Origin of the sequence: Paraburkholderia susongensis, assembly GCF_900177725.1 — a bacterium.
Classification (GTDB): Bacteria; Pseudomonadota; Gammaproteobacteria; order Burkholderiales; family Burkholderiaceae; genus Paraburkholderia; species Paraburkholderia susongensis.
The window spans coordinates 207,498-227,377 of sequence record NZ_FXAT01000003.1; the positions used below are offsets into that span (position 1 = coordinate 207,498).

Consider the following 19,880-nt stretch of genomic DNA (forward strand, 5'->3'; position numbering starts at 1 on the left):
CCAGCCGAAGTGCCTCGCTGAAGCACGCTATTGCTCGACCGCCTCGAAGAACGACAGCATTTCGGCAACCAGTTCGTCCGGCGCTTCCTCAGGCAGATAGTGCCCACAGGACAGCGCGCGGCCGCTCACGTCGCGCGCGACATGACGCCATTCGGCGAGCGCATCGAAACATTTCTCGATCACGCCCTTGTCGCCCCACAGCACGCGCAGCGGACAGCCGATCTTCTCGCCGCGCTCGATATCGGCGCGATCGTGTTCGAGGTCGATGCTCGCCGACGCACGGTAGTCCTCGCACATCGCATGCACCGCGCCCGGTTGCGCGAGCGCGGCGCGATAGGCGTCGAGCGCGGCAGGGTCGAACGGAGCCAGGCCCGCGTGGCGGCTACCCATCACCGAGTCGACATACGCGGCCGGGTTCGCGCCGATCAGCGTCTCGGGCAGCGGCTCGGGCTGGATCAGGAAGAACCAGTGGAAATAGTGCGTCGCGAACGTGCGGTCGGTGGCCTCGTACATCGCGAGCGTCGGCGCGATGTCGAGCAGCATCAGACGCTCGACCGCGTCGGCGTGATCGAGCGCCATGCGGTGCGCGACGCGCGCGCCGCGATCGTGCGCGCAGACGAGAAAGCGCTCGAAGCCGAAGTGGCGCATCACGGCGACCTGATCGGCGGCCATTGCGCGTTTGGAATACGGCTTATGCGCGGCATCGCTCGGCGGCTTACCCGACGCGCCGTAGCCGCGCAGATCAGTCGCGATCACGGTGAAATGCCGCGCGAGCGGCGCGGCGCAACGTTCCCAGATCAGATGCGACTGCGGATGGCCATGCAGCAGCAGCAGAGGCGGCCCCGCGCCACCTTTCACTCCGAAAATATCGACATCGCCCACGGCGACGCGAAAGGGCGTGAAATTCTCGAAGGCCATGTCGTCTCTTTGGTCGTTTAAGGGTCCGTGCATTGTAAAAGCCCGATATGTCCGCGTGACGTGGGTTAACCCACGCAAACATAGAACCTGAACACTCCTTCCAACTGTTCCCGACGGAGCCGCCGCGCACAGGTCGTGGGCTTCGCATATAATCGAACGATCGTTCTTAAATTTTTTGGACGGCTTCGCTTCCGATGCGCTTGCGCATCGACACGCCGCAAGCCGTGTGCCGCTAAACTCATCAAACGCCGGATGCCCAACGCCGCACCGGTTGGCCCAATATGGAGACTCGCACCATGGCATTGCCCGCCGTTCTGCAAAACCTCGCGCTGCCCGTCGTCGCATCGCCGATGTTCATCGTCAGCTATCCCGAACTCGTGCTGGCCCAGTGCAAGGCCGGCATCGTCGGTTCGTTCCCTGCCCTCAACGCGCGCCCGGCCGAGCTGCTCGACGAGTGGCTCACGCAGATCCAGGCACAGCTCGCCGAGCACAAGGCGGCCAATCCCGATGCGACCATCGGGCCGATCGCTGTCAACCAGATCGTCCATCATTCGAACGCACGGCTCGAGCACGACGTGCGCGTGTGCGTCGAGCACAAGGTGCCGATCTTCATCACAAGCCTGCGCGCGCCGGCGCGCGAGATCGTCGATGCGGTGCACAGCTACGGCGGCATCGTGCTGCACGACGTGATCAATCTGCGCCATGCGCAGAAAGCGCTCGAAGCGGGCGTCGATGGGCTGATCCTGGTCGCCTCCGGCGCGGGCGGCCATGCGGGCACGACCTCGCCGTTCGCGCTGGTCGGCGAGGTGCGGCGCGTTTTCGACGGACCGATCGTGCTGTCCGGCGCCATCGCGAACGGCGGCTCGATTCTCGCCGCGCAGGCGATGGGCGCGGACTTCGCGTACATGGGCACGCGCTTCATCGCGACCAGAGAGGCACACGCGGTCGACGACTACAAGCAGGCGATCGTCAACTCCACTGCGTCGGACATCATCTACACGAACCTGTTTACCGGCGTGCACGGCAATTACATCCGCGAGAGCATTCTGAACGCGGGGCTCGACCCGGACGCGCTGCCGGAATCGGACAAGAGCAAGATGAACTTCGGCGGCGACAAGGCGAAGGCGTGGAAAGACATCTGGGGCGCGGGCCAGGGCGTCGGGCTGATGGACGACGTGCCGAGCGTCGGAGAACTCGTGCAGCGGTTGAAGAAGGAATACGACGACGCGAAGGCGCGGCTCGGCATCGCGCGTTGAGGGGTGAAGGGAAGGCGCCCGCCTCCGGCGCTCTGCGTCGGGCGCCTCATCCCTGTGTCCTGGCTCGCGCAAAACCCGAAGCGAAGCAGCAAGCCCGAAGAAGCGGCAAGCCCGCCGCTTAGCTGCGGGCCACTCGCCTACATATTGCGCCGATACTGCCCGCCCACCTCGAACAGCGCGCGCGTGATCTGTCCGAGCGAACACACGCGCACCACGTCCATCAACACCGCGAATACGTTGTCGTCGTCGATGACTGCACACTTCAGGCGTTCGAGCGCGGCAGGCGCGGCATCGCGATGACGCGCCTGGTAGTCGCGCAGCCGCTGCAACTGACTCTGCTTTTCCTCGTCCGTCGAGCGGGCCAGCACGACCGGCCGTGGCGCCTCATGCGGATGCGCGCTCAGGAACGTGTTCACGCCGACGATCGGATACGAGCCATCATGCTTGCGATGCTCGTACAGCATCGACTCGTCCTGGATGCGGCCGCGCTGATAGCCGGTTTCCATCGCGCCGAGCACGCCACCGCGCTCGGTTAGCCGCTCGAATTCGGCGAGCACCGCTTCCTCGACCAGATCGGTCAGCTCGTCGATCACGAAGCTGCCTTGATTCGGGTTCTGGTTCTTCGCGAGCCCCCATTCGCGATTGATGATCAACTGGATCGCCACCGCGCGGCGCACCGAATCTTCGGTCGGCGTCGTGATCGCTTCGTCGAAGGCGTTGGTGTGCAGCGAGTTGCAGTTGTCGTAGATCGCGATCAGCGCCTGCAGCGTGGTGCGGATGTCGTTGAAGTCGATCTCCTGCGCGTGCAGGCTGCGGCCCGAGGTCTGCACGTGATACTTCAGCTTCTGGCTGCGCTCGTTCGCGCCGTAGCGCTCGCGCATCGCCACCGCCCAGATGCGTCGCGCGACGCGGCCAAGCACCGTGTACTCCGGGTCCATCCCGTTCGAGAAGAAGAACGACAGATTCGGCGCGAAGTCGTCGATCGACATGCCGCGCGCGAGATACGCCTCGACGTACGTGAAGCCGTTCGCGAGCGTGTACGCGAGTTGCGAAATCGGGTTCGCTCCGGCCTCCGCGATGTGATAGCCGGAGATCGACACCGAATAGAAATTGCGCACGCCGTGCTCGACGAAATACGCCTGGATGTCGCCCATCACTTTCAAGCTGAATTCGGTCGAGAAAATGCAGGTGTTCTGCCCCTGGTCCTCTTTGAGGATATCGGCCTGCACCGTGCCGCGCACGTTTTCGAGCGCGCCGCGGCGCGTCGCGGCGAGTTCGCCGGCGGTGAGCGGACGGCCCTGTTCCGCTTCCTTGCGTGCGATCTGCTGATCGATCGCGACGTTGAAGAACATCGCGAGGATGGTCGGCGCGGGACCGTTGATCGTCATCGATACCGACGTTTCCGGCGCGCACAGATCGAAGCCGTCGTAGAGCGTTTTCATGTCGTCGAGCGTCGCGACCGACACGCCCGAATTGCCGACCTTGCCGTAGATGTCCGGGCGCTCGTGCGGCTCCTCGCCATAGAGCGTCACGGAGTCGAACGCGGTCGACAGTCGTTTGGCCGGCATCCCTTCGGAGAGCAGCTTGAAGCGGCGGTTGGTGCGCTGCGGATCGCCTTCGCCCGCGAACATGCGGGTCGGGTCTTCGTTCTCGCGGCGAAACGGAAACACGCCAGCGGTGAATGGGAAATAGCCGGGCAGATTGTCGAGCATCAGCCAGCGCAGAATTTCGCCGTGATCGACGAATTTCGGCAGCGAGACTTTGCGGACTCGCGAACCGGAGAGCGTCGTCACCGCGAGCGCGGTGCGGATTTCGCGCTCGCGGATGCGCACGACGTGTTCGTCGCCGGAATAGGCGGCGACGATTTGCGGCCACGTGTCGAGCAGCTTGCGCTCGTGCTCGCCGAGCGCGGCGGTGCGTTGTTCGATAAGGGCGTTCAGCGGTGCCAGGAGCGGGCTGGCCGGAGCAGCGCCGGGGCCTGCTTGGGCGCCTGCTTTTGCTTTCGCGTCGGAATGCGCATCCGCACTCGCGTCGCCTAGCATGCGACGCGCCTCGACAAGCTGCCAACGCTCGCGCGCAATGCGCGCCTGCGCGTCGGCTCGCTCGTGGTACGCGTGAACCGTCTGCGCGATATCGGCGAGGTAGCGCACGCGCGACGGCGGCACGATCGCATGAAGGTTGCTCGAAAAGCGCAGGCCGCCGGGTGCGCCGAGCCGTCCGCCGCCCTCGCGCAAGCCATGCTGGCGTAGCGCGTCGGCGATATGCCGGTACAGCGCGGTCACACCGTCGTCGTTAAAGCGCGACGCGATCGTGCCGAACACCGGCATCGCGTCGGGTGGCGTCGCGAATTCCGCGCGATTGCGCTGCACCTGCTTCGCGACGTCGCGCAGCGCGTCCTGCGCGCCCTTGCGGTCGAACTTGTTGATCGCGACGAAGCTCGCGAAATCGAGCATGTCGATTTTCTCGAGCTGGCTCGCCGCGCCGAACTCCGGCGTCATCACGTAGAGCGCTTCGTCGACGAACGGCACGATTGCCGCATCGCCCTGCCCGATCCCGGAGGTTTCCACGACGATCAGGTCGAAGCGCGCCGCCTTGCAGAGCATCAGCGCGTCGGGCAGCGAATCGGAGAGTTCGCTCGAAGCCTCGCGTGTCGCCATCGAGCGCATATAGACGCGCGCGCCGCCGCCCCAGTCGCCGATCGCGTTCATGCGGATGCGGTCGCCGAGCAGCGCGCCGCCGGATTTGCGGCGCGACGGGTCGATCGCGAGCACGGCGATGGTCAGCGCGTCGCCGTAGTCGAGCCGGAAGCGGCGGATCAGCTCGTCGGTCAGCGACGATTTGCCCGCGCCGCCCGTGCCGGTGATGCCAAGCACGGGCACGTGGGCCGCCTCGGCGAGCGCCGCCAGTTTTTCCCGTGCGGGCGCATCGGCGCTGCCGGATTCGAAGGCGCTGATGAGTTGCGCGAGGCGGCGGAAGATGGGGGTGATGGAGTCCACATCGGCACATGCATCGCCTCGCGGCGATTCGGACGAAGCAGCTAATCCGAAACGCTCAAAACCCGGCAACGGCCTCGCCGCCAAATCCGTCAGCCATTCGTCCACCGGCACTCGCCGTGCCGCCTCGGCCGCGCGCGCGCCCTCGGCGCAGCGCGCAATCATGTCGTCGATCATGCCTTGCAGACCGAGCCGCTGGCCGTCGTGCGGCGAATAGATTTTTTCGACGCCATCGCGCTCGAGCGCGGCAATTTCCTCCGGGACGATCACCCCGCCGCCGCCGCCGAACACCTTGATGCGTTCGCCGCCACGCGCGCGCAGCAGCTCGACGAGGTAGCGGAAGTATTCGTTGTGGCCGCCCTGGTAGCTCGACACGGCGACGCCATCGGCGTCCTCGTTGAGCGCGGCGGTCGCGACTTCATCGACGGAGCGGTTGTGGCCGAGGTGGATCACCTCGACGCCGCTGGCTTGCAGGATGCGCCGCATGATGTTGATCGATGCATCGTGACCATCGAACAGCGCGGCAGCAGTGACGAAGCGAAGGCGCCGGGCCGCGGGCAGCTTGTGGCTGCCGGTGCGCTGCGGCATGGACAGATCGGTCATGTCTCCCCCAGATCGTTTTCGCGTAGGGTGCTGGCACCAGTATAGCGAAATGGGGGGTGACGGCAGGGACGGCCAGGGGCGCTGGTTTGGGGCTTTTGCGCCTGTTTCCGCGCGCCTGTATGGTGTGCTCGCCCTGGTGTGCTCGCCCATGCTGCGCGTTCCCCTACCGCACCGCCAACGCCTTGATCTCTTCAAGCGACGGCCACAGCGACTCGTTTCCAAACCGCGCAACGAGAAAATCGACGAACGAGCGCACCTTCGCCGACAGATGCCGACGGCTCGTGTAGACGACGTGGATCGGCAACTCGCGCGGCGGCACTTCGTCGACGAGCAGCGGCACGAGACGCCCCTCGGCGAGATCGTTGCCGATCACCTCGGTGCCCAGCACCGCGATACCCGCGCCGTGCAGCACGATCACGCGCTGCGCCTCGAGCTGGTTGACGATCAGATTGCCCGACAGGCGCACGCGCGACGACGCATCGTCAGTCGCGACCTCGAGCGCCGACACGCCCGAGTAGCGCAGATAGTTGTGGCGCGCCAGATCGGCGACGCTCTTCGGCGCACCGTGCCGCCGCAAATAGGCCGGCGATGCGCACAGCACGAGATGCGCAGTCGCGATCTGCCGCGCGATCAGCGACGACGACTTCAGCCCGCCTGGCGACGCGCGGATCGCGACGTCGAAGCCCTCGTCGATCAGCTCGACGACGCGATCCGACAGAGTCATGTCGACGGTGACCTGCGGATACTGCGCAGCGTAGTCGGCTATCGCCGCCATCACGTGACTCAAGCCGAACGCCGACAGCGACGACACCCGCAGCCGTCCTTGCGGCACGACGCTCGCCGCGCCGACCGCCTGGCCGGCTTCGTCGAGTTCGGTGAGCGCCTGGCTCAGGCGCTCGTAGTATTCGCGGCCCGCCTCGGTCGGCGCGACACGGCGCGTGGTGCGGTTGAGCAGCCGCGCGCCGAGCTGCTGCTCGAGATGCATCACATGCTTGCTCGCCATCGCCGCCGACATCTCCATGCGCTCCGCCGCACCGACGAAACTGCCGGCTTCGACCACGTGGCGAAACACTTTCATGCTGACGAGGGTATCCATCTCAATCGCTCGCTTGAGGAATCAATCGATGGCATTTTGCCCGGTTTATCAAAGGCGGAAAAACAAACTGTCGCGATGACGCAAGCAGAAACGACGAAGCCCGCCTTCCGGAGAATCCCGAGAAGGCGGGCTTCGTGATGCGGCTGGAACGGACGGGAGCGAAAGCGGGAGCAAAGCGCGGCCCGTACGCCGCAGGCGTCAGAACTTCATACGCAGCCCCCCGCCATACGTATTGCCGCTCGACTGCCCGGTGATCTTGTCATACATATACGCCGCATACACGTCCGTGCGCTTGGAAAGCGGATAGTCGTAGCCGAGCGCCGCCGTCTGGCGCGTCTGGTTCGAGCCGCCGCCGTTGCGCGACCACGCGAACGACGCCATCACCGAGCCCGGGCCGAACGGCACCGTGACGCCACCCTGTCCCGTGTTGACGTGCCAGCTCGTGACCTGCTGGTTGTTGTACGTGTACATGTACTGGCCGTAGAGCTTCACGAACTTCAGGTCGTACGACACGCCTGCCTGCGCGACGCTCTGGCTGCGCAAACCGGGCACGCCCGAGGTCTCGAAGCTGCCGAGGTCGCCGGGCACGTTGTTGAAGTTCACGTACTGGTACACCGCGGTCGCCGCGAACGGGCCGTGGAAGTACAGCACCTGGCCGCTCCACTTCTTCGCGCCGTTCTGCGTCGTGTTGCCGAGTGCGTACATCGCCGACATCGACAGGCCGTTGAAGTTAGGCGACGCGTACTGCACCGCGTTGCTCCAGCCCGAGTCGCCGGTCACGCCCTGATCGGTCGTGTAGGTCGGGAACGTGCCGAGGCCGAGGTAAGTCTGCTTGATCATCGGCGAGAACACATACGAATCGACGAACGGGTTGAACAGGATCGTCGAGACGAACAGCTCCGTCGTCAGACGGCCGGCCGTCAACGTGCCGTACGGCGATTCGACGCCGACGTACGCGTTGCGCGAGAACATCGTGTCGCCGGTGAAGCGGCCGTACTGGCCGTTCTGCGCGAGAAAGAAGCCCTCGAGCGCGAAGATCGCCTTGTAGCCGCCGCCCAGATCCTCGGCCCCCTTCAAGCCCCAGAACGACGTCGACATGCCGCCGCCCGACACCACCGCCGACGCCTGGCCGCCCGGGAATTTCTGCGAGCCGACCCATTCGTCGACCTGGCCATAGAGCTGCACGCTCGATTGCGCGAAAGCGGACGACGCGCTCGCTAGCAGGACAGCGCACACGCTGGCCTTGAGAGGGGTCTTCAGCGCGCTGCTGAGGCTTGTTTTCATGGATTCTCCAATCTTTGTCAAAAGGGTGTGGCTGTGCGAAAGGGGGCGCTCGCGCAAGCCATTAGTTGTTATCCGTTCGGCCGCCGAGCCAATCTGGGCTGGATCATCTTTGCGGACCATTTTTATAAACAAAAACATTGCTGCTTATTGCCGGTATATCGGTCTGATTAGTTTGGTCGGTTATCTGCCTGATACGACGGCCTGCCAGCGCTTTCTCCGGACTGCCGCCGGCTGCGTGAACGCGTTGCGTCATGCCGCGAATGGCGCACCGAGGCACGAATCAACGCCCCGGATGGCACGCCTATGACGCGACGCAGCACGATGCCGGGATTTGACGCTGACGAATACTTTGCTGCCGAGCGTTTTTCAAAAAAGTGTGGCGTCGAAACGTCAGATTGGGATGAGGCTGGGGACTGAGGCGGGAGAAACCGGGCGGTGAGGCAGCAGGAGGCGAGCCGAATGGCCGGTGAAGCGGGGGATGGGGACGAGGACGGGAGCGGCCGTGCGCCGGGATGGCGGAAAGCGACCGGGAGAAGCGTGGTTCAGCGAGGGAGCAGCAAGAGCAGGCGACTGCGGCAAACGCATCCCGCGACGTGCGGGATCGTGAGCTGAACAGCCTCTATCTAGTTACGGTATGGCGAGCCTTCCGACTGACGCGGATCGTCGGCCGGGCGCGGCATCGCGCGGGCGCCGCCGCGCTCTTCGTTATAGCGGGTGACGTCGGCGCGGATCGAGCCGCTGCGCATCGGCGTGTTGGGCGGCGGACGCGGCACCGGGCGCGACTCCGCACTGACCGGCGTGATGGCGCCGGCGTACTGCATCCGCCCACGCCCGTCGCCGTAGGCGGACGGTCCCGCGATACGGCGCGTGCCCGATTGATAGCCGCCGAAGCTGTTGCCGTAATTGGCGCCCGCGAAGTTCGCGCTTCGCTGCGTGCGCGGATCGCGCGCGGCCATGGAATTGCGGGCGGGGCTTGTCCTCGGCATACCGGCGGCGCCGGCGTAACGGCCGCTACCGCGCATCTCCATGCGCATTGCACGGTCCGCGCCGCCATGCGAAAAAGCGCCGCCGCCATGCGGCATGTTCGGCGCTTTTGCATAGGCGAGCGAACACAGCACGGCGATGACCGCGCCCCACGCCCAATGCCTCGTTCTCGACAACCCGTCCACCTTTGTGACTCTCACGCCCGAAGACTTGCCTGAAATCCACCGTTCGAGCTGCGATGGACCTGTTGCGGGACTGACGGAAAACGCCGCGCTCATCTCGCGGCACGGGAAATATCCCTACGGCCTTTGAACGGTAATTTATGGGTGGCGGCAGAGGGTGTCGAGCCAAAAAGTGTTAGGTCTCCTCCGTGGATGTAACACCTTGTTACTGCGACGTTTTTGTGCGACACAGTCCTTGCGCGACGGCTGCGGAACGGCTTGCCAGAAAGCGTTTGCGCCCTGCCCGCGCGGACCCGCGAAGCCGCCTGCATCAACCGGTTGTGCGCCCGCAATCGTTAAATCGGCTGGATGAGACGAAGCGCGTCGCCAATACTGAGACTTGGGCTGAAACCCGAGCTGAAATCCGGGCAGCCAGCATGACGCGTAAGGCGAGCCGCTCCGGCTGAACTAGTTGATGCGCAACATTCATTAATCAATTCGGCAAATGAATTTGCCTTTTCAATCGATTCCCAAGGACAATAGCGGTTTCCCATTGGCTGGAGACAGCGCCCGCACGCGTGCGTCCCGTGCCGCTCCGCGTCATTGAATCGAGATTCCGACATGGCTCGCCCGAAACTACTACCCGACAACTTCACCCTGTGCCTCGTGGGCACCGTGATCCTTGCCAGCCTCCTGCCCGTTCACGGGCAAGCCGCCGTGGGGTTCAACTGGGTAACGAACATCGCGGTCGGCCTGCTGTTCTTCCTGCACGGCGCCAAGCTCTCACGCGAAGCAATCATTGCGGGCGCGACGCACTGGCGCCTTCATGCGGTGGTACTGCTGAGCACGTTCGCGCTCTTTCCGCTGCTCGGCCTCGCGCTTAAGCCGATCCTTTCGCCGCTTGTCACCCCGACGCTCTATGCGGGGGTCCTCTTCCTCTGCACGCTGCCGTCGACGGTCCAGTCGTCGATTGCGTTCACGTCCATTGCCAAGGGCAACGTACCGGCCGCGGTATGCAGCGCGTCCGCCTCGAGCCTGCTCGGCATCTTCATCACCCCAGCCCTCGTCAGCGTCGTCGTGACCAATCAGGCGGCGAGCGGCGGCGGCTCGCCCTGGCATACGATCGGCAACATCGTGCTGCAGCTGCTCGTGCCGTTCATTGCCGGCCAACTGCTGCGCCCGCTGATCGGCAAGTGGATCGAGCGCAATCGCAGCGTGCTGAAGTTCGTCGACCAGGGCTCGATCCTGCTGGTCGTATACGGCGCGTTCAGCGAGGCCGTGAACGAAGGCTTGTGGCACCAGATTCCGCTGTCCGCGCTCGGCGGCCTCGTGGTGGTGAGCGCTGTTCTGCTCGCGCTCGCGCTGGCTGTGACGATCTTCGTGAGCAAGCGGCTCGGCTTCAATCGCGCGGACCAGATCACGATCATCTTCTGCGGCTCGAAAAAGAGTCTCGCCGCCGGTGTGCCGATGGCCAAGGTCATTTTCGCCGCGCATGCGGTTGGCGCCGTCGTGCTGCCGCTGATGCTGTTCCATCAGATCCAGTTGATGGTGTGCGCCGCGCTCGCGCAACGCTGGGGTGCTCGCGACATCAGCAGCGAGACCCCGGCCGCTTCGCAGCGGCCCGCCGCGGCCGTCGCGCGCCGTTGAGAACACGCGCAATGCAAACAGGACATTCATAAGCGCCCTCCCTGAGCGTCATTTGAAAAAGCCGCCTTGTGCGGCTTTTTTCGTTATTTCACGCTCAAACGCGGACGCTGTCGCCTCAGCCTGATGGCATAAGAGAACTCCTGGAGATTCGAGCCCGCCGGCCGCCGTCCGGCGCAATCCGGCGCAAAAAGGAAGCAGGATTCTGGCGTGCTGCAAGGGTGCTTTTCGGTTCATCCGCCCATTGTTTAGCGAATTTTACTAAACAAATATACCGAGACCACAACCATAAAATACGGGTATCTACCGGGATAACGCTAAGGTTTTTCGGGCTGTTTTACTCACGTTTTACTATACAATCGCCCGAACCCAAACACGCGAGGCCGCGTTTGCGCGGCCGTCTCATCCGATGACCACAACCATCCGCGACGTCGCCCGCGCGGCCAGCGTTTCGATCGGCACCGTCTCGCGCGCGCTGAAGAATCAGCCCGGTCTCTCGGAGGCCACGCGCGAGCGCGTCGTCGAGGCCGCACGGCAGCTCGGCTACGATTCCGCGCAACTGCGCCCGCGCATCCGCCGCCTGACCTTCCTGCTGCATCGACAGCACAACAATTTCGCCGCGAGCCCGTTTTTCTCGCACGTGCTGCATGGCGTCGAATACGCGTGCCGCGAGCGCGGCATCGTGCCGTCCGTGCTGACCGCCGGCCCGACCGAAGACGTGATTCATCAGATGCGCCTGCACGCGCCCGACGCCGTCGCGATCGCCGGCTTCGTCGAGCCCGAAACGCTCGCCACGCTCGTCTCGATGCGGCGTCCGCTCGTGCTGATCGATCTGTGGTCGCCCGGCCTGCGCTCGGTGAATCTCGACAACGCCGCCGGCGCCGCGCTCGCGATGCGTCATCTGTTCGAACAGCAACGCAGGCGTGTCGCGTTCATCGGCGGCTCGCTCGCGCATTTCAGCATCGCCGAGCGCGCGCTCGGCTACCGGCGCGCGTTCTTCGAAGCGGGGCTGCTGTTCGACCCGTCGCTCGAAGTGAACATCGACGCCGGCCTCGATCCGGACACCGGCGCCGCACGCGCCATCGAGCGCCTGCTCGACGCGCCGGGCCCGCGCCCCGACGCCGTGTTCGCCTACAACGACGCCGCCGCGCTCGCCGCGCTGCGCGTATGTCTCGCGCGCGGCTTGCGCGTGCCCGAGGACATCGCGATCATCGGTTTCGACGACATTCCCGCCGCCGCCCACGCCACACCGCCGCTCTCGACCATCGCGGTCGACAAGGAAGCGCTCGGACGGCGCGGCGTCGAGTTGCTGCTCGAAGACTCACCCGCCGAACTCGAAGTCCGCTTGCCCGTTCAACTCGTTGCCCGTGCCAGTACTTTGGTGAAAACGCCATGATGCAAACCGATCCGCTTCACCCCACCGGCGACGCCGCGAAGGCGCCGCCCGTCGAAAGTTTCCGCAGCCGCGAGTTCCTGCTCGCGCATGTGCAGGACACGTTGCGCTTTTACGCGCCGAACGTGCTCGATCCGAGCGGCGGCTTCTTCCATTTCTTCCGCGACGACGGCTCGATCTACGACCGCACCACGCGCCACCTCGTGAGCAGTTGCCGCTACGTATTCAACTACGCGATGGCGTATCGCCAGTTCGGCGACCCGAAGCACCTCGAATACGCGCGCCACGGTCTGCGCTTTCTGCACGACGCGCATTGGGACGCGCAGCACGAGGGCTACGACTGGGAACTCGAATGGCGCGACGGCAAGAAGCGCACGCTCGACGCGACGCGCCACTGCTACGGCCTCGCGTTCGTGCTGCTCGCGTATTCGCATGCGGCGATGGCCGGCATCGAGGAAGCGAAACCGATGATCGGCGCGACCTTCGATCTGATGGAACACCGCTTCTGGGACGCCGCCGCCGGCCTCTACGCCGACGAAGCCTCACCGGAATGGCGCGTGAGTTCCTATCGCGGCCAGAATGCGAACATGCACACCACCGAGGCGCTGCTCGCCGCGCACGAGGCGACCGGTCATCTGGTCTACCTCGATCGCGCCGAACGCGTGGCCTCGAACATCACACTGCGCCAGGCGAAGCTCTCGCAAGGGCTCGTGTGGGAGCACTTTCACGCGGACTGGTCGGTCGACTGGCATTACAACGAGGAAGACAGCTCGAACATCTTCCGTCCGTGGGGTTTTCAGCCCGGCCATCAGACCGAATGGGCGAAGCTGCTACTGATTCTCGAGCGCTTCCGTCCGCTGCCGTGGCTGCTGCCGCGCGCGATCGAACTGTTCGACGCCGCGATGACGCACGCATGGGACGAAGACCACGGCGGCCTCTACTACGGCTTCGGCCCGGACGGCACCGTGTGCGACCACGACAAGTACTTCTGGGTGCAGGCCGAAACGTTCGCGGCCGCCGCGCTGCTCGGCCAGCGCACCGGCAACGAGCGCTTCTGGGACTGGTACGACGAGATCTGGCGCTATAGCTGGGCGCACTTCGTCGATCACAAGTACGGCGCGTGGTATCGCATCCTCACCTGCGACAACCGCAAGTACAGCGACGAAAAAAGCCCGGCCGGCAAGACCGACTATCACACGATGGGCGCATGCTACGAAGTGCTCGCTCATGCGCCCGGCAACGGCGTCGCGGCTGCATCAGCCGCATCCGCCGCCACGGCAGACTCCGCGGAGAAAGCACGATGAACGCGACCACAGGCTTACCCGTTTTCGTTTCCGCCGGCGACATCCTCACCGATCTCGTACGCACCGGCGCATCGCATTGGCTGTCGCGTCCGGGCGGCGCGGGCTGGAACGTGGCGCGCTGCGTCGCGCGGCTCGGCCTGCCGACCGCATGCGCGGGCTCGCTCGGCGTCGACAATTTCTCCGACGAACTGTGGAACGCGAGCGTCGCGGCGGGTCTCGACATGCGCTTCATGCAGCGCGTCGAGCGCCCGCCGCTGCTCGCGATCGTGCATCAGACGCATCCGCCCGCGTACTTCTTCATGGGTGAGAACGGCGCCGATCTCGCGTTCGATCCGGCGCATCTGCCGGCGGGCTGGATGGACGAGGTGAAGTGGGCGCACTTCGGCTGCATCAGCCTCGTGCGCCAGCCGCTCGGCGACACGCTCGCGGCGCTCGCCGCGCGACTGCGCGCGCACGGCGTGAAGATCAGCTTCGATCCGAACTATCGCAATCTGATGGAGCGCGGCTACGAGCCGACGCTGCGCAAGATGGCCGCGCTCGCGGATCTCATCAAGGTGTCGGACGAAGACCTGCGCCTCATCTTCAAGACCAGCGACGAAGCCGCCGCGCTCGCCCAACTGCGCGCGATGAATCCGGCTGCCACCGTGCTCGTGACGCGCGGCCCCGAGTCGGCGATGCTGTTCGACGGCGCGACGGTGATCGAAGCGAAGCCGCCGCGCGTCGAGGTGGTCGACACGGTCGGCGCGGGCGACGCGTCGATCGGCGGGCTGCTGTTCAGCCTCATGAGCGCGCCGCAACGCGCGTGGCCCGAGCATCTCGCGTTTGCGCTCGCGGCCGGCGCGGCGGCCTGCCGGCATGCCGGCGCGCACGCGCCCGCGCTCGACGAGGTCGTCGCGTTGCTGTAATGAGCCTGCTGTAATTTTCCTGCCTTGGGGGGCACGTAGTGTCGCGGATGTCGAGGACATCGCGCACACGAAGCGCCGCCCTTGGCGCCGCGTTGGTCCGAAGCCGAACCGCCAGCGCCGTGCTACGATGAAATATCGAAACCTTTGCAAAAAGGAGCGAGGCCATGGAAGACATCACCTACACCAAAGGGATCTACACGGCCACTGCGTCGATAAGAGAAGTCGCGCAAGACGCCTGGCAGGGTCTCGTCACACTCGCGCGCGACGAAGGCGAAGCCAGCGCCGATCAGGAAACCACGGTCTACGAAGTCGAATCCACTTCGTCGACGCCGGAAGAAGCGCTCGAAGAAGCCAAGGCGCTCGCTCATCGTATCCTCGGGGAAATCGAACTGTAGGCCGAACTTCGGGCAGCGCGCCGCGTTTCGCCAAACCCGGGCAGCGCGCGCGCCGCTGCCGAAGCCGGCCGGCTGGAGGCGATCATGGCTGAACAGCTCTTCCTCTACGGTGTGTATTCGATACATGTCCGCCCGCTCGAACTCGACGGCGCACGCTGGGATGCGGAGTACGAAATCCGTCACCGCGAGAAGGCCGTCAAGACGTGGACCACCGTCGGCGGCGACGCGGGCTATGCCGGCGAGGCCGAAGCGGTGGAACACGCGCACCTGCAAGCCGTCGACGATATCGAGCACGGCGCGGGTATTCCGAAGCCGCGGGTGTTTCCGTGAGAGGCTGATGACGCGCTTTTTGGGGCGCAGTGAGATTCGGTGCGACGCAGCGCGGCGCGATTTAGCGCTGCGCGCTGCAAAGCAAGACAACACGCAAGCTATTCCGGATAATCGAACGTATCCACGACCTTCGTGATTTTCCAGACGCCATCTTCCTGACGCAAAAATACGATATTGGTCTGCTTGTCTTTCGAGCCGAACGTAACGGGCACGAGCGCCACGTTTTCGAGCATGATGACTGGATGCACAGCGATATGCGCTTCCCAATCTTTCTCGTCGAAGTCTTGCACTTTCGTGAAGTATTCCGCATCTTCAGCTAATTTATTGGCTTTATATTGCTTTCGCAAAAAATCGACGGTTTTCTTTGCAACGTGTATGTATATCTCCTTGTCCATGACGGGATAATCGTGATCTGCGGCCAGACGTGGAATAAACCATGTGTAAAAATCTCTTACGCTTGCCTCGGGGGTTGTCTGTTTCGCATGCGTCGCGTTTCCTGCATATGAGAAGCCGTTAAAAATCAGCAACAGCATGACAGCAAAAAACGCCAGATATTTTTTCATGTATGCAAACCTCAGTCGTGACGATAGACTTTAAAATTTGGTCGCGCAGATCGATAATCCGGTCCGGGATAGAAGCCGTGCCACTGTTTGAAATCGGAAATCCAGTATTGCCCGTCGTACATTGCCATATGTCCGTGCGGATGCAAATGTATGCCTTCGATTACGATTACATCACCCTTTTGCGGGTGAGTGGTTGATATCGTTCGAAATCCGGCGTGAGTCAGCGAAGTGCCATAGTCTTTCGCGGAGCGTGTGCGGGTCAACATAATTCCGCCTCGTTCAACTGCTTCTCGCACGTACCGGGCGCAATCTCCGTGGCTCATCGGCCTGGCATGCAATTGCAGATAATTTACAGCGGCGTTTTTATCCCACGGCATATAACATTCCTCAGGTCAAAATTTGACCCTAACACGGCACAACAGAGTCAAGCATTCAATTAACAATGTTTAAATTCATCTAAAAATAATTTAATTTGAGACAATTTCTTAATAAATAACAATCCACTTCACAGTGGGTTCTTTACGGGATGGAAAATCACGGTGTCCCACCCCTCTGCGCGAACGACGCGCCATGCTACGCTGTGCTCGTTTTCATCCCCGCGAGCGCGTGATGGCAAGCGAATCGTCAGACCGTTTCCCCGACCTCGGCGACGCCAGCGCTGGTGCTGACGCGGGTGCGGCTGCAAGTGAGCCGAAGCGTCGCGCGCGCGGCAGCCGAGAAATGCGTCTGGACGATCGCGTGGTGATCGCGCACGGCATGCCGACACCGCTGTGGCAGGACCTCTATCACCGCGCGCTGGTGGTGCGCTGGCCGGTGTTTTTCGTGTCGCTCGCGGTGCTGTTCCTGCTGCTCAACACGGTGTTCGCCACGCTCTACATGCTCGGCCACGCGCCGATCGCCAACCAGTTCCCGAAGGGCTTCGGCGGCGCGTTCTTCTTCAGCGTCGAAACGCTCGCGACGGTCGGCTACGGCGACATGCATCCGCAAACCGTCTACGCGCACTGGATCGCGACGCTCGAAATCTTCGTCGGCATGTCGGGCATCGCATTGGCGACGGGGCTGATCTTCGCGCGCTTTTCGCGGCCGCACGCGAAGATCATGTTCGCGCGTTACGCGGTGGTCCGGCCGATCGACGGCCGCATGACGTTGATGGTGCGCTCGGCCAACGCGCGTCAGAACGTGATCGCCGAAGCACGCGCGCGGCTGCGCATCCTGCGCCGGGAAACGTCCGCCGAAGGCTACACGCTGCGCAAGCTCTACGACCTCACGCTCGTACGCGACCAGCATCCGGTGTTCAAGCTCGGCTGGACGCTCATGCACGTCATCGACGAAAGCAGTCCGCTGCTCGGCGAAAGCGCCGAAACGCTCAGAGGCAGTGACATGTCGCTGCTGCTCACGCTCGAAGGTGTCGACGAATCGACCTCGCAAACGATGCAGGCGCGTCATATGTGGACCTGCGATCAGATCTTCTGGCAGTACCGTTTCGTCGACATCATGAGCGAGCGCGACGGCGTGAGCCACATCGACTATTCGCACTTCGACGAGATCGTGCCGCTCGACGCGGCGCCGCTTCAAGCGGACGCCGCCGTCACGAGGGCGGCACCGTAAGCCTCGTGGCCGCACCGCACGCGTTCAGAACTTGTGGCGAATCCCAACCACGCCCACCACCTGCGTGCGCGAACTCGACGGATTGCTGACGCCCTCGATGGCCGCCACCGTATTCGACGACGAGCGCTGATAAATCGCATTCACATACAGATCGGTGCTCTTCGACAGAAAATACTGCACGCCCGCGCTGGTTTGCAGATAGTGCATGCTCGGCTCGGTGCTCTGCGTCGTCAAAACCTGCGTGTACGTCTCGCCGATTGCGAACGCCACCGCCGGCGTGAAGCGATAGCGGAAGCTGCCTTCGTAGTTATTGAAGCGTTGCGAGGCCCCCGTCTGCAGATTGAATAGCGAGGTCGTGTACAGCAAGCCGAAAGTGGCGTTGCCGAAGTCGTAAGTGCCCGCCGCCCCCCAGATCTGCTGCTTCGTGATGCCCTTCAGGAAGGTGAAGTAGTTGTCCGAAGGAATCGCGCCGGTCGTATCGAGTGCCGGATTGTCAAGCACCACGTACGCCACGCCGAGACGCACCGGACCCTGCGCATACGTGCCGCCAACGCTCCAGCTGCGGTTCTCCGCGAAATTGGTCGAATTGGAAAAGCCGTACATTGCATTGCCTTGCAAGCCGGCGAAGCTCGGCGTCACGTATTTCACCGAGTTGTCGGTGCGGAACGTGTTGTTCAGATCGTCGGTATCGAACGGATGCAGCGCGAACTGCGTCAACGAGGTGCTTGCGCCGATCTGCAACGGCGCGAGCGAATCCTGCGCGGCATTGTACTGGCGGCCCATCGTAAAGGTCCCCCAGCGCTGGTTCGACAAACCGACCCAGGCCTGACGGCCGAATATGCGGCCGTTCGCGCTCGCCGTGCCGGTCTCGATGTTGAAGCCGTTCTCGAGCTTGAAGATGGCCGTCGTGCCGCCGCCGAGATCCTCGACGCCTGTCATGCCCCAGCGCGTGCCCTGCTCGTTGCCGCCGGTCGCCTGCCAGGTAGAACTGCCCTTCTGGTTGCTGGTGTAGGTGATGCCGGAATCGACGATGCCGTACAACGTCACACTCGACTGCGCCACGGCGTTGCCGCACAACGCTGCGCCGATCCCCGCGCCCGCCAGCGCTCTTGCCAAACCTTTGCTGTTCATCCGCGTTTTTCCCTTGTTGTGAGTGTTTAAACCTGTATGCCGAAAACGCTCGGCAGAGGTCGGATATATTCGGCCACTTTGTTTTATTGAATAAAACAAAGTATTGTTTATTATTCGAAAAGCAAAAAATCGTGGTCAAGGCACAGAAAAAGCACTGGTTTGCCCGCATTGACGATATCGCGAGGCACTGGGAGTTTTAGTAGTCAATACGACGAAAAGGCTTGCTACATAAGGCTTCGCGAATCGCCTCCCGGATAGCAAGGCTTTCGGCGGACACCTTGACCAACAATAAGGATCGTCGTTAAATATTGATATGCTGTTTTATTTAATAAAACACACGAGACACTCACCCGGTCGCGGCGACCTTCAGAACACGCCGGCCACCCGAAAGGAATTCTGTTTTGACGCTCAATAGCAACACTTCCGCTGCGCTTTCAAACGCACCGTTCTTCGTTACCGAACCCGCCACGGTCCGGCTGCCGATCCTGTTCGATTCGCCGCACAGCGGCTTCACGCTGCCGGCCGACTTCGGCACCTGTGCGCCGGCCTCCGCCATTCGCACCTCGTGGGACGCATTCGTCGACGAACTGTGGGCCGGCGTGCCCGAGCACGGAGGCGTGCTGATCGGCGCGCATTTTCCGCGCGCCTACATCGACCCGAATCGCGCCGTCACCGATATCGACGCGCAATTGCTCGCCGAGCCATGGCCCGAACCGCTGTCGCCCGAGAAATACACGCTGCGCGGCATGGGCCTGATCCGGCGAGATGCGCTGCCGAACCTGCCGATGTACGACCGCAAGCTGTCCGTCGCCGAAGTGCGGCACCGGATCGATGCGTACTACCGTCCCTATCGCGCGGCGCTCAGTGCCGCGGCGGAACACGCTTACGCGGAACACGGCGCGCTGTGGCACGTCGACTGTCATTCGATGAAATCACGCGGCAACGAGATGAACGTCGACGCGGGCGAAGCTCGGCCCGACTTCGTCATCAGCGACCGCCACGGCACGACCGCCGCTGCGGCCTTCACGCAATGGGTGGCCGACTACTTCAGCGGCGCGGGCTATCGCGTGCAGGTGAACGAGCCTTATCAGGGCGGCGACCTGCTGACGGCCGTCAGCGATCCGGCGCGGCACCGCCACAGCATCCAGATCGAACTGAATCGCGCGCTTTACATGGACGAAGCCGCGTTCGCCAAACATGCCGGCTTTGCCACGCTCAAACGCGATCTCGACGCCTTTGCCGCCACGCTCGCCGGTTACGTGCGCGCGCAACTCGCCGTGCTTCGTCCGGCACAATGAAGATGAAGGAACAG

17 protein-coding genes are annotated in these 19,880 nt (G+C 63.5%); 9 read left to right on the forward strand and 8 right to left on the reverse strand.

Translation table 11 applies throughout. The features are described 5' to 3' along the window. Positions 1-27 precede the first annotated feature (27 nt). Positions 28-918: an alpha/beta fold hydrolase gene (locus B9Z01_RS10095; RefSeq protein WP_085482492.1), complete on the reverse strand. Its 891-nt coding sequence runs from the start codon at positions 916-918 to the stop codon at positions 28-30. Positions 919-1,214: 296 nt separating this feature from the next. Here B9Z01_RS10095 and B9Z01_RS10100 point away from each other — a divergent pair, with 296 nt between their 5' ends. Beyond that, positions 1,215-2,174 (forward strand): NAD(P)H-dependent flavin oxidoreductase, encoded by a 960-nt coding sequence (locus B9Z01_RS10100; RefSeq protein ID WP_085482494.1) that lies wholly within the window; start codon positions 1,215-1,217, stop codon positions 2,172-2,174. Between the two features lie 137 nt (positions 2,175-2,311). On the opposite strand, the gene icmF is transcribed toward B9Z01_RS10100, so the two are convergent. From icmF to B9Z01_RS10120, 4 genes are all read right to left on the reverse strand, one after another. Then, positions 2,312-5,770 carry a fused isobutyryl-CoA mutase/GTPase IcmF gene (icmF, locus tag B9Z01_RS10105; protein ID WP_085482496.1) on the reverse strand — a complete coding sequence of 1,153 codons (3,459 nt, stop codon included), beginning with the start codon at positions 5,768-5,770 and terminating at the stop codon, positions 2,312-2,314. Positions 5,771-5,933: 163 nt separating this feature from the next. Then, entirely contained in the window at positions 5,934-6,866 is a 933-nt protein-coding gene (locus B9Z01_RS10110) for a LysR family transcriptional regulator (RefSeq protein WP_085482498.1), read from the reverse strand. A 198-nt stretch (positions 6,867-7,064) separates the two neighbouring features. After that, the gene (locus B9Z01_RS10115) at positions 7,065-8,150 is read right to left on the reverse strand and encodes a porin (protein WP_085482500.1); all 1,086 of its coding nucleotides are present in this window, start codon (positions 8,148-8,150) and stop codon (positions 7,065-7,067) included. Between the two features lie 623 nt (positions 8,151-8,773). Then, positions 8,774-9,319 carry a hypothetical protein gene (locus B9Z01_RS10120; RefSeq protein WP_085482502.1) on the reverse strand — a complete coding sequence of 182 codons (546 nt, stop codon included), beginning with the start codon at positions 9,317-9,319 and terminating at the stop codon, positions 8,774-8,776. A 597-nt stretch (positions 9,320-9,916) separates the two neighbouring features. Here B9Z01_RS10120 and B9Z01_RS10125 point away from each other — a divergent pair. The 6 genes from B9Z01_RS10125 (at position 9,917) to B9Z01_RS10150 (ending at position 15,266) form a co-directional block, all read left to right on the forward strand. Continuing rightward, entirely contained in the window at positions 9,917-10,942 is a 1,026-nt protein-coding gene (locus B9Z01_RS10125) for a bile acid:sodium symporter family protein (protein WP_085482504.1), read from the forward strand. Between the two features lie 406 nt (positions 10,943-11,348). Next, entirely contained in the window at positions 11,349-12,335 is a 987-nt protein-coding gene (locus B9Z01_RS10130; protein ID WP_085482506.1) for a LacI family DNA-binding transcriptional regulator, read from the forward strand. Then, positions 12,332-13,636 carry an AGE family epimerase/isomerase gene (locus B9Z01_RS10135; RefSeq protein WP_085482508.1) on the forward strand — a complete coding sequence of 435 codons (1,305 nt, stop codon included), beginning with the start codon at positions 12,332-12,334 and terminating at the stop codon, positions 13,634-13,636. The genes B9Z01_RS10130 and B9Z01_RS10135 overlap by 4 nt, the downstream gene beginning before the upstream one ends. Further along, positions 13,633-14,541, forward strand: a complete 909-nt coding sequence (locus B9Z01_RS10140; RefSeq protein ID WP_085482510.1) for a carbohydrate kinase family protein — start codon at positions 13,633-13,635, stop codon at positions 14,539-14,541. Before B9Z01_RS10135 ends, B9Z01_RS10140 begins: the two co-directional genes overlap by 4 nt. A gap of 164 nt (positions 14,542-14,705) precedes the next feature. Further along, positions 14,706-14,936 (forward strand): hypothetical protein, encoded by a 231-nt coding sequence (locus B9Z01_RS10145; protein ID WP_085482512.1) that lies wholly within the window; start codon positions 14,706-14,708, stop codon positions 14,934-14,936. Positions 14,937-15,020: 84 nt separating this feature from the next. Further along, positions 15,021-15,266, forward strand: a complete 246-nt coding sequence (locus tag B9Z01_RS10150; protein ID WP_085482514.1) for a hypothetical protein — start codon at positions 15,021-15,023, stop codon at positions 15,264-15,266. A gap of 98 nt (positions 15,267-15,364) precedes the next feature. Here B9Z01_RS10150 and B9Z01_RS10155 read toward each other — a convergent pair whose 3' ends face one another. After that, positions 15,365-15,829, reverse strand: coding sequence for a DUF3828 domain-containing protein (locus B9Z01_RS10155; RefSeq protein WP_085482516.1), 465 nt, complete (start codon positions 15,827-15,829; stop codon positions 15,365-15,367). 11 nt (positions 15,830-15,840) lie between these two features. Continuing rightward, complete coding sequence (locus B9Z01_RS10160) at positions 15,841-16,206, reverse strand: NlpC/P60 family protein (protein WP_085482518.1); 366 nt, start codon at positions 16,204-16,206, stop codon at positions 15,841-15,843. 232 nt (positions 16,207-16,438) lie between these two features. Here B9Z01_RS10160 and B9Z01_RS10165 point away from each other — a divergent pair, with 232 nt between their 5' ends. Next, on the forward strand, positions 16,439-17,437 hold the full coding sequence (locus tag B9Z01_RS10165; RefSeq protein ID WP_085482520.1) for an ion channel: 999 nt from the start codon (positions 16,439-16,441) through the stop codon (positions 17,435-17,437). Between the two features lie 24 nt (positions 17,438-17,461). Here B9Z01_RS10165 and B9Z01_RS10170 read toward each other — a convergent pair whose 3' ends face one another. After that, positions 17,462-18,568 carry a porin gene (locus B9Z01_RS10170; RefSeq protein WP_085482522.1) on the reverse strand — a complete coding sequence of 369 codons (1,107 nt, stop codon included), beginning with the start codon at positions 18,566-18,568 and terminating at the stop codon, positions 17,462-17,464. A gap of 401 nt (positions 18,569-18,969) precedes the next feature. Here B9Z01_RS10170 and B9Z01_RS10175 point away from each other — a divergent pair, with 401 nt between their 5' ends. Then, on the forward strand, positions 18,970-19,866 hold the full coding sequence (locus tag B9Z01_RS10175) for an N-formylglutamate amidohydrolase (RefSeq protein ID WP_085482524.1): 897 nt from the start codon (positions 18,970-18,972) through the stop codon (positions 19,864-19,866). Positions 19,867-19,880 lie beyond the last annotated feature (14 nt).

Excerpts from the sequence above, each read along its gene's own strand:
- B9Z01_RS10140 (WP_085482510.1), top strand. The coding sequence starts at position 13,633 with ATGAACGCGACCACAGGCTTACCCGTTTTCGTTTCCGCCGGCGACATC.
- B9Z01_RS10130 (WP_085482506.1), top strand. The coding sequence starts at position 11,349 with ATGACCACAACCATCCGCGACGTCGCCCGCGCGGCCAGCGTTTCGATC.
- B9Z01_RS10145 (WP_085482512.1), top strand. The coding sequence starts at position 14,706 with ATGGAAGACATCACCTACACCAAAGGGATCTACACGGCCACTGCGTCG.
- B9Z01_RS10165 (WP_085482520.1), top strand. The coding sequence starts at position 16,439 with ATGGCAAGCGAATCGTCAGACCGTTTCCCCGACCTCGGCGACGCCAGC.
- B9Z01_RS10110 (WP_085482498.1), bottom strand. The coding sequence starts at position 6,866 with ATGGATACCCTCGTCAGCATGAAAGTGTTTCGCCACGTGGTCGAAGCC.
- B9Z01_RS10095 (WP_085482492.1), bottom strand. The coding sequence starts at position 918 with ATGGCCTTCGAGAATTTCACGCCCTTTCGCGTCGCCGTGGGCGATGTC.
- B9Z01_RS10115 (WP_085482500.1), bottom strand. The coding sequence starts at position 8,150 with ATGAAAACAAGCCTCAGCAGCGCGCTGAAGACCCCTCTCAAGGCCAGC.
- B9Z01_RS10150 (WP_085482514.1), top strand. The coding sequence starts at position 15,021 with ATGGCTGAACAGCTCTTCCTCTACGGTGTGTATTCGATACATGTCCGC.
- B9Z01_RS10100 (WP_085482494.1), top strand. The coding sequence starts at position 1,215 with ATGGCATTGCCCGCCGTTCTGCAAAACCTCGCGCTGCCCGTCGTCGCA.
- B9Z01_RS10170 (WP_085482522.1), bottom strand. The coding sequence starts at position 18,568 with ATGAACAGCAAAGGTTTGGCAAGAGCGCTGGCGGGCGCGGGGATCGGC.
- B9Z01_RS10125 (WP_085482504.1), top strand. The coding sequence starts at position 9,917 with ATGGCTCGCCCGAAACTACTACCCGACAACTTCACCCTGTGCCTCGTG.
- icmF (WP_085482496.1), bottom strand. The coding sequence starts at position 5,770 with ATGACCGATCTGTCCATGCCGCAGCGCACCGGCAGCCACAAGCTGCCC.
- B9Z01_RS10160 (WP_085482518.1), bottom strand. The coding sequence starts at position 16,206 with ATGCCGTGGGATAAAAACGCCGCTGTAAATTATCTGCAATTGCATGCC.
- B9Z01_RS10155 (WP_085482516.1), bottom strand. The coding sequence starts at position 15,829 with ATGAAAAAATATCTGGCGTTTTTTGCTGTCATGCTGTTGCTGATTTTT.
- B9Z01_RS10135 (WP_085482508.1), top strand. The coding sequence starts at position 12,332 with ATGATGCAAACCGATCCGCTTCACCCCACCGGCGACGCCGCGAAGGCG.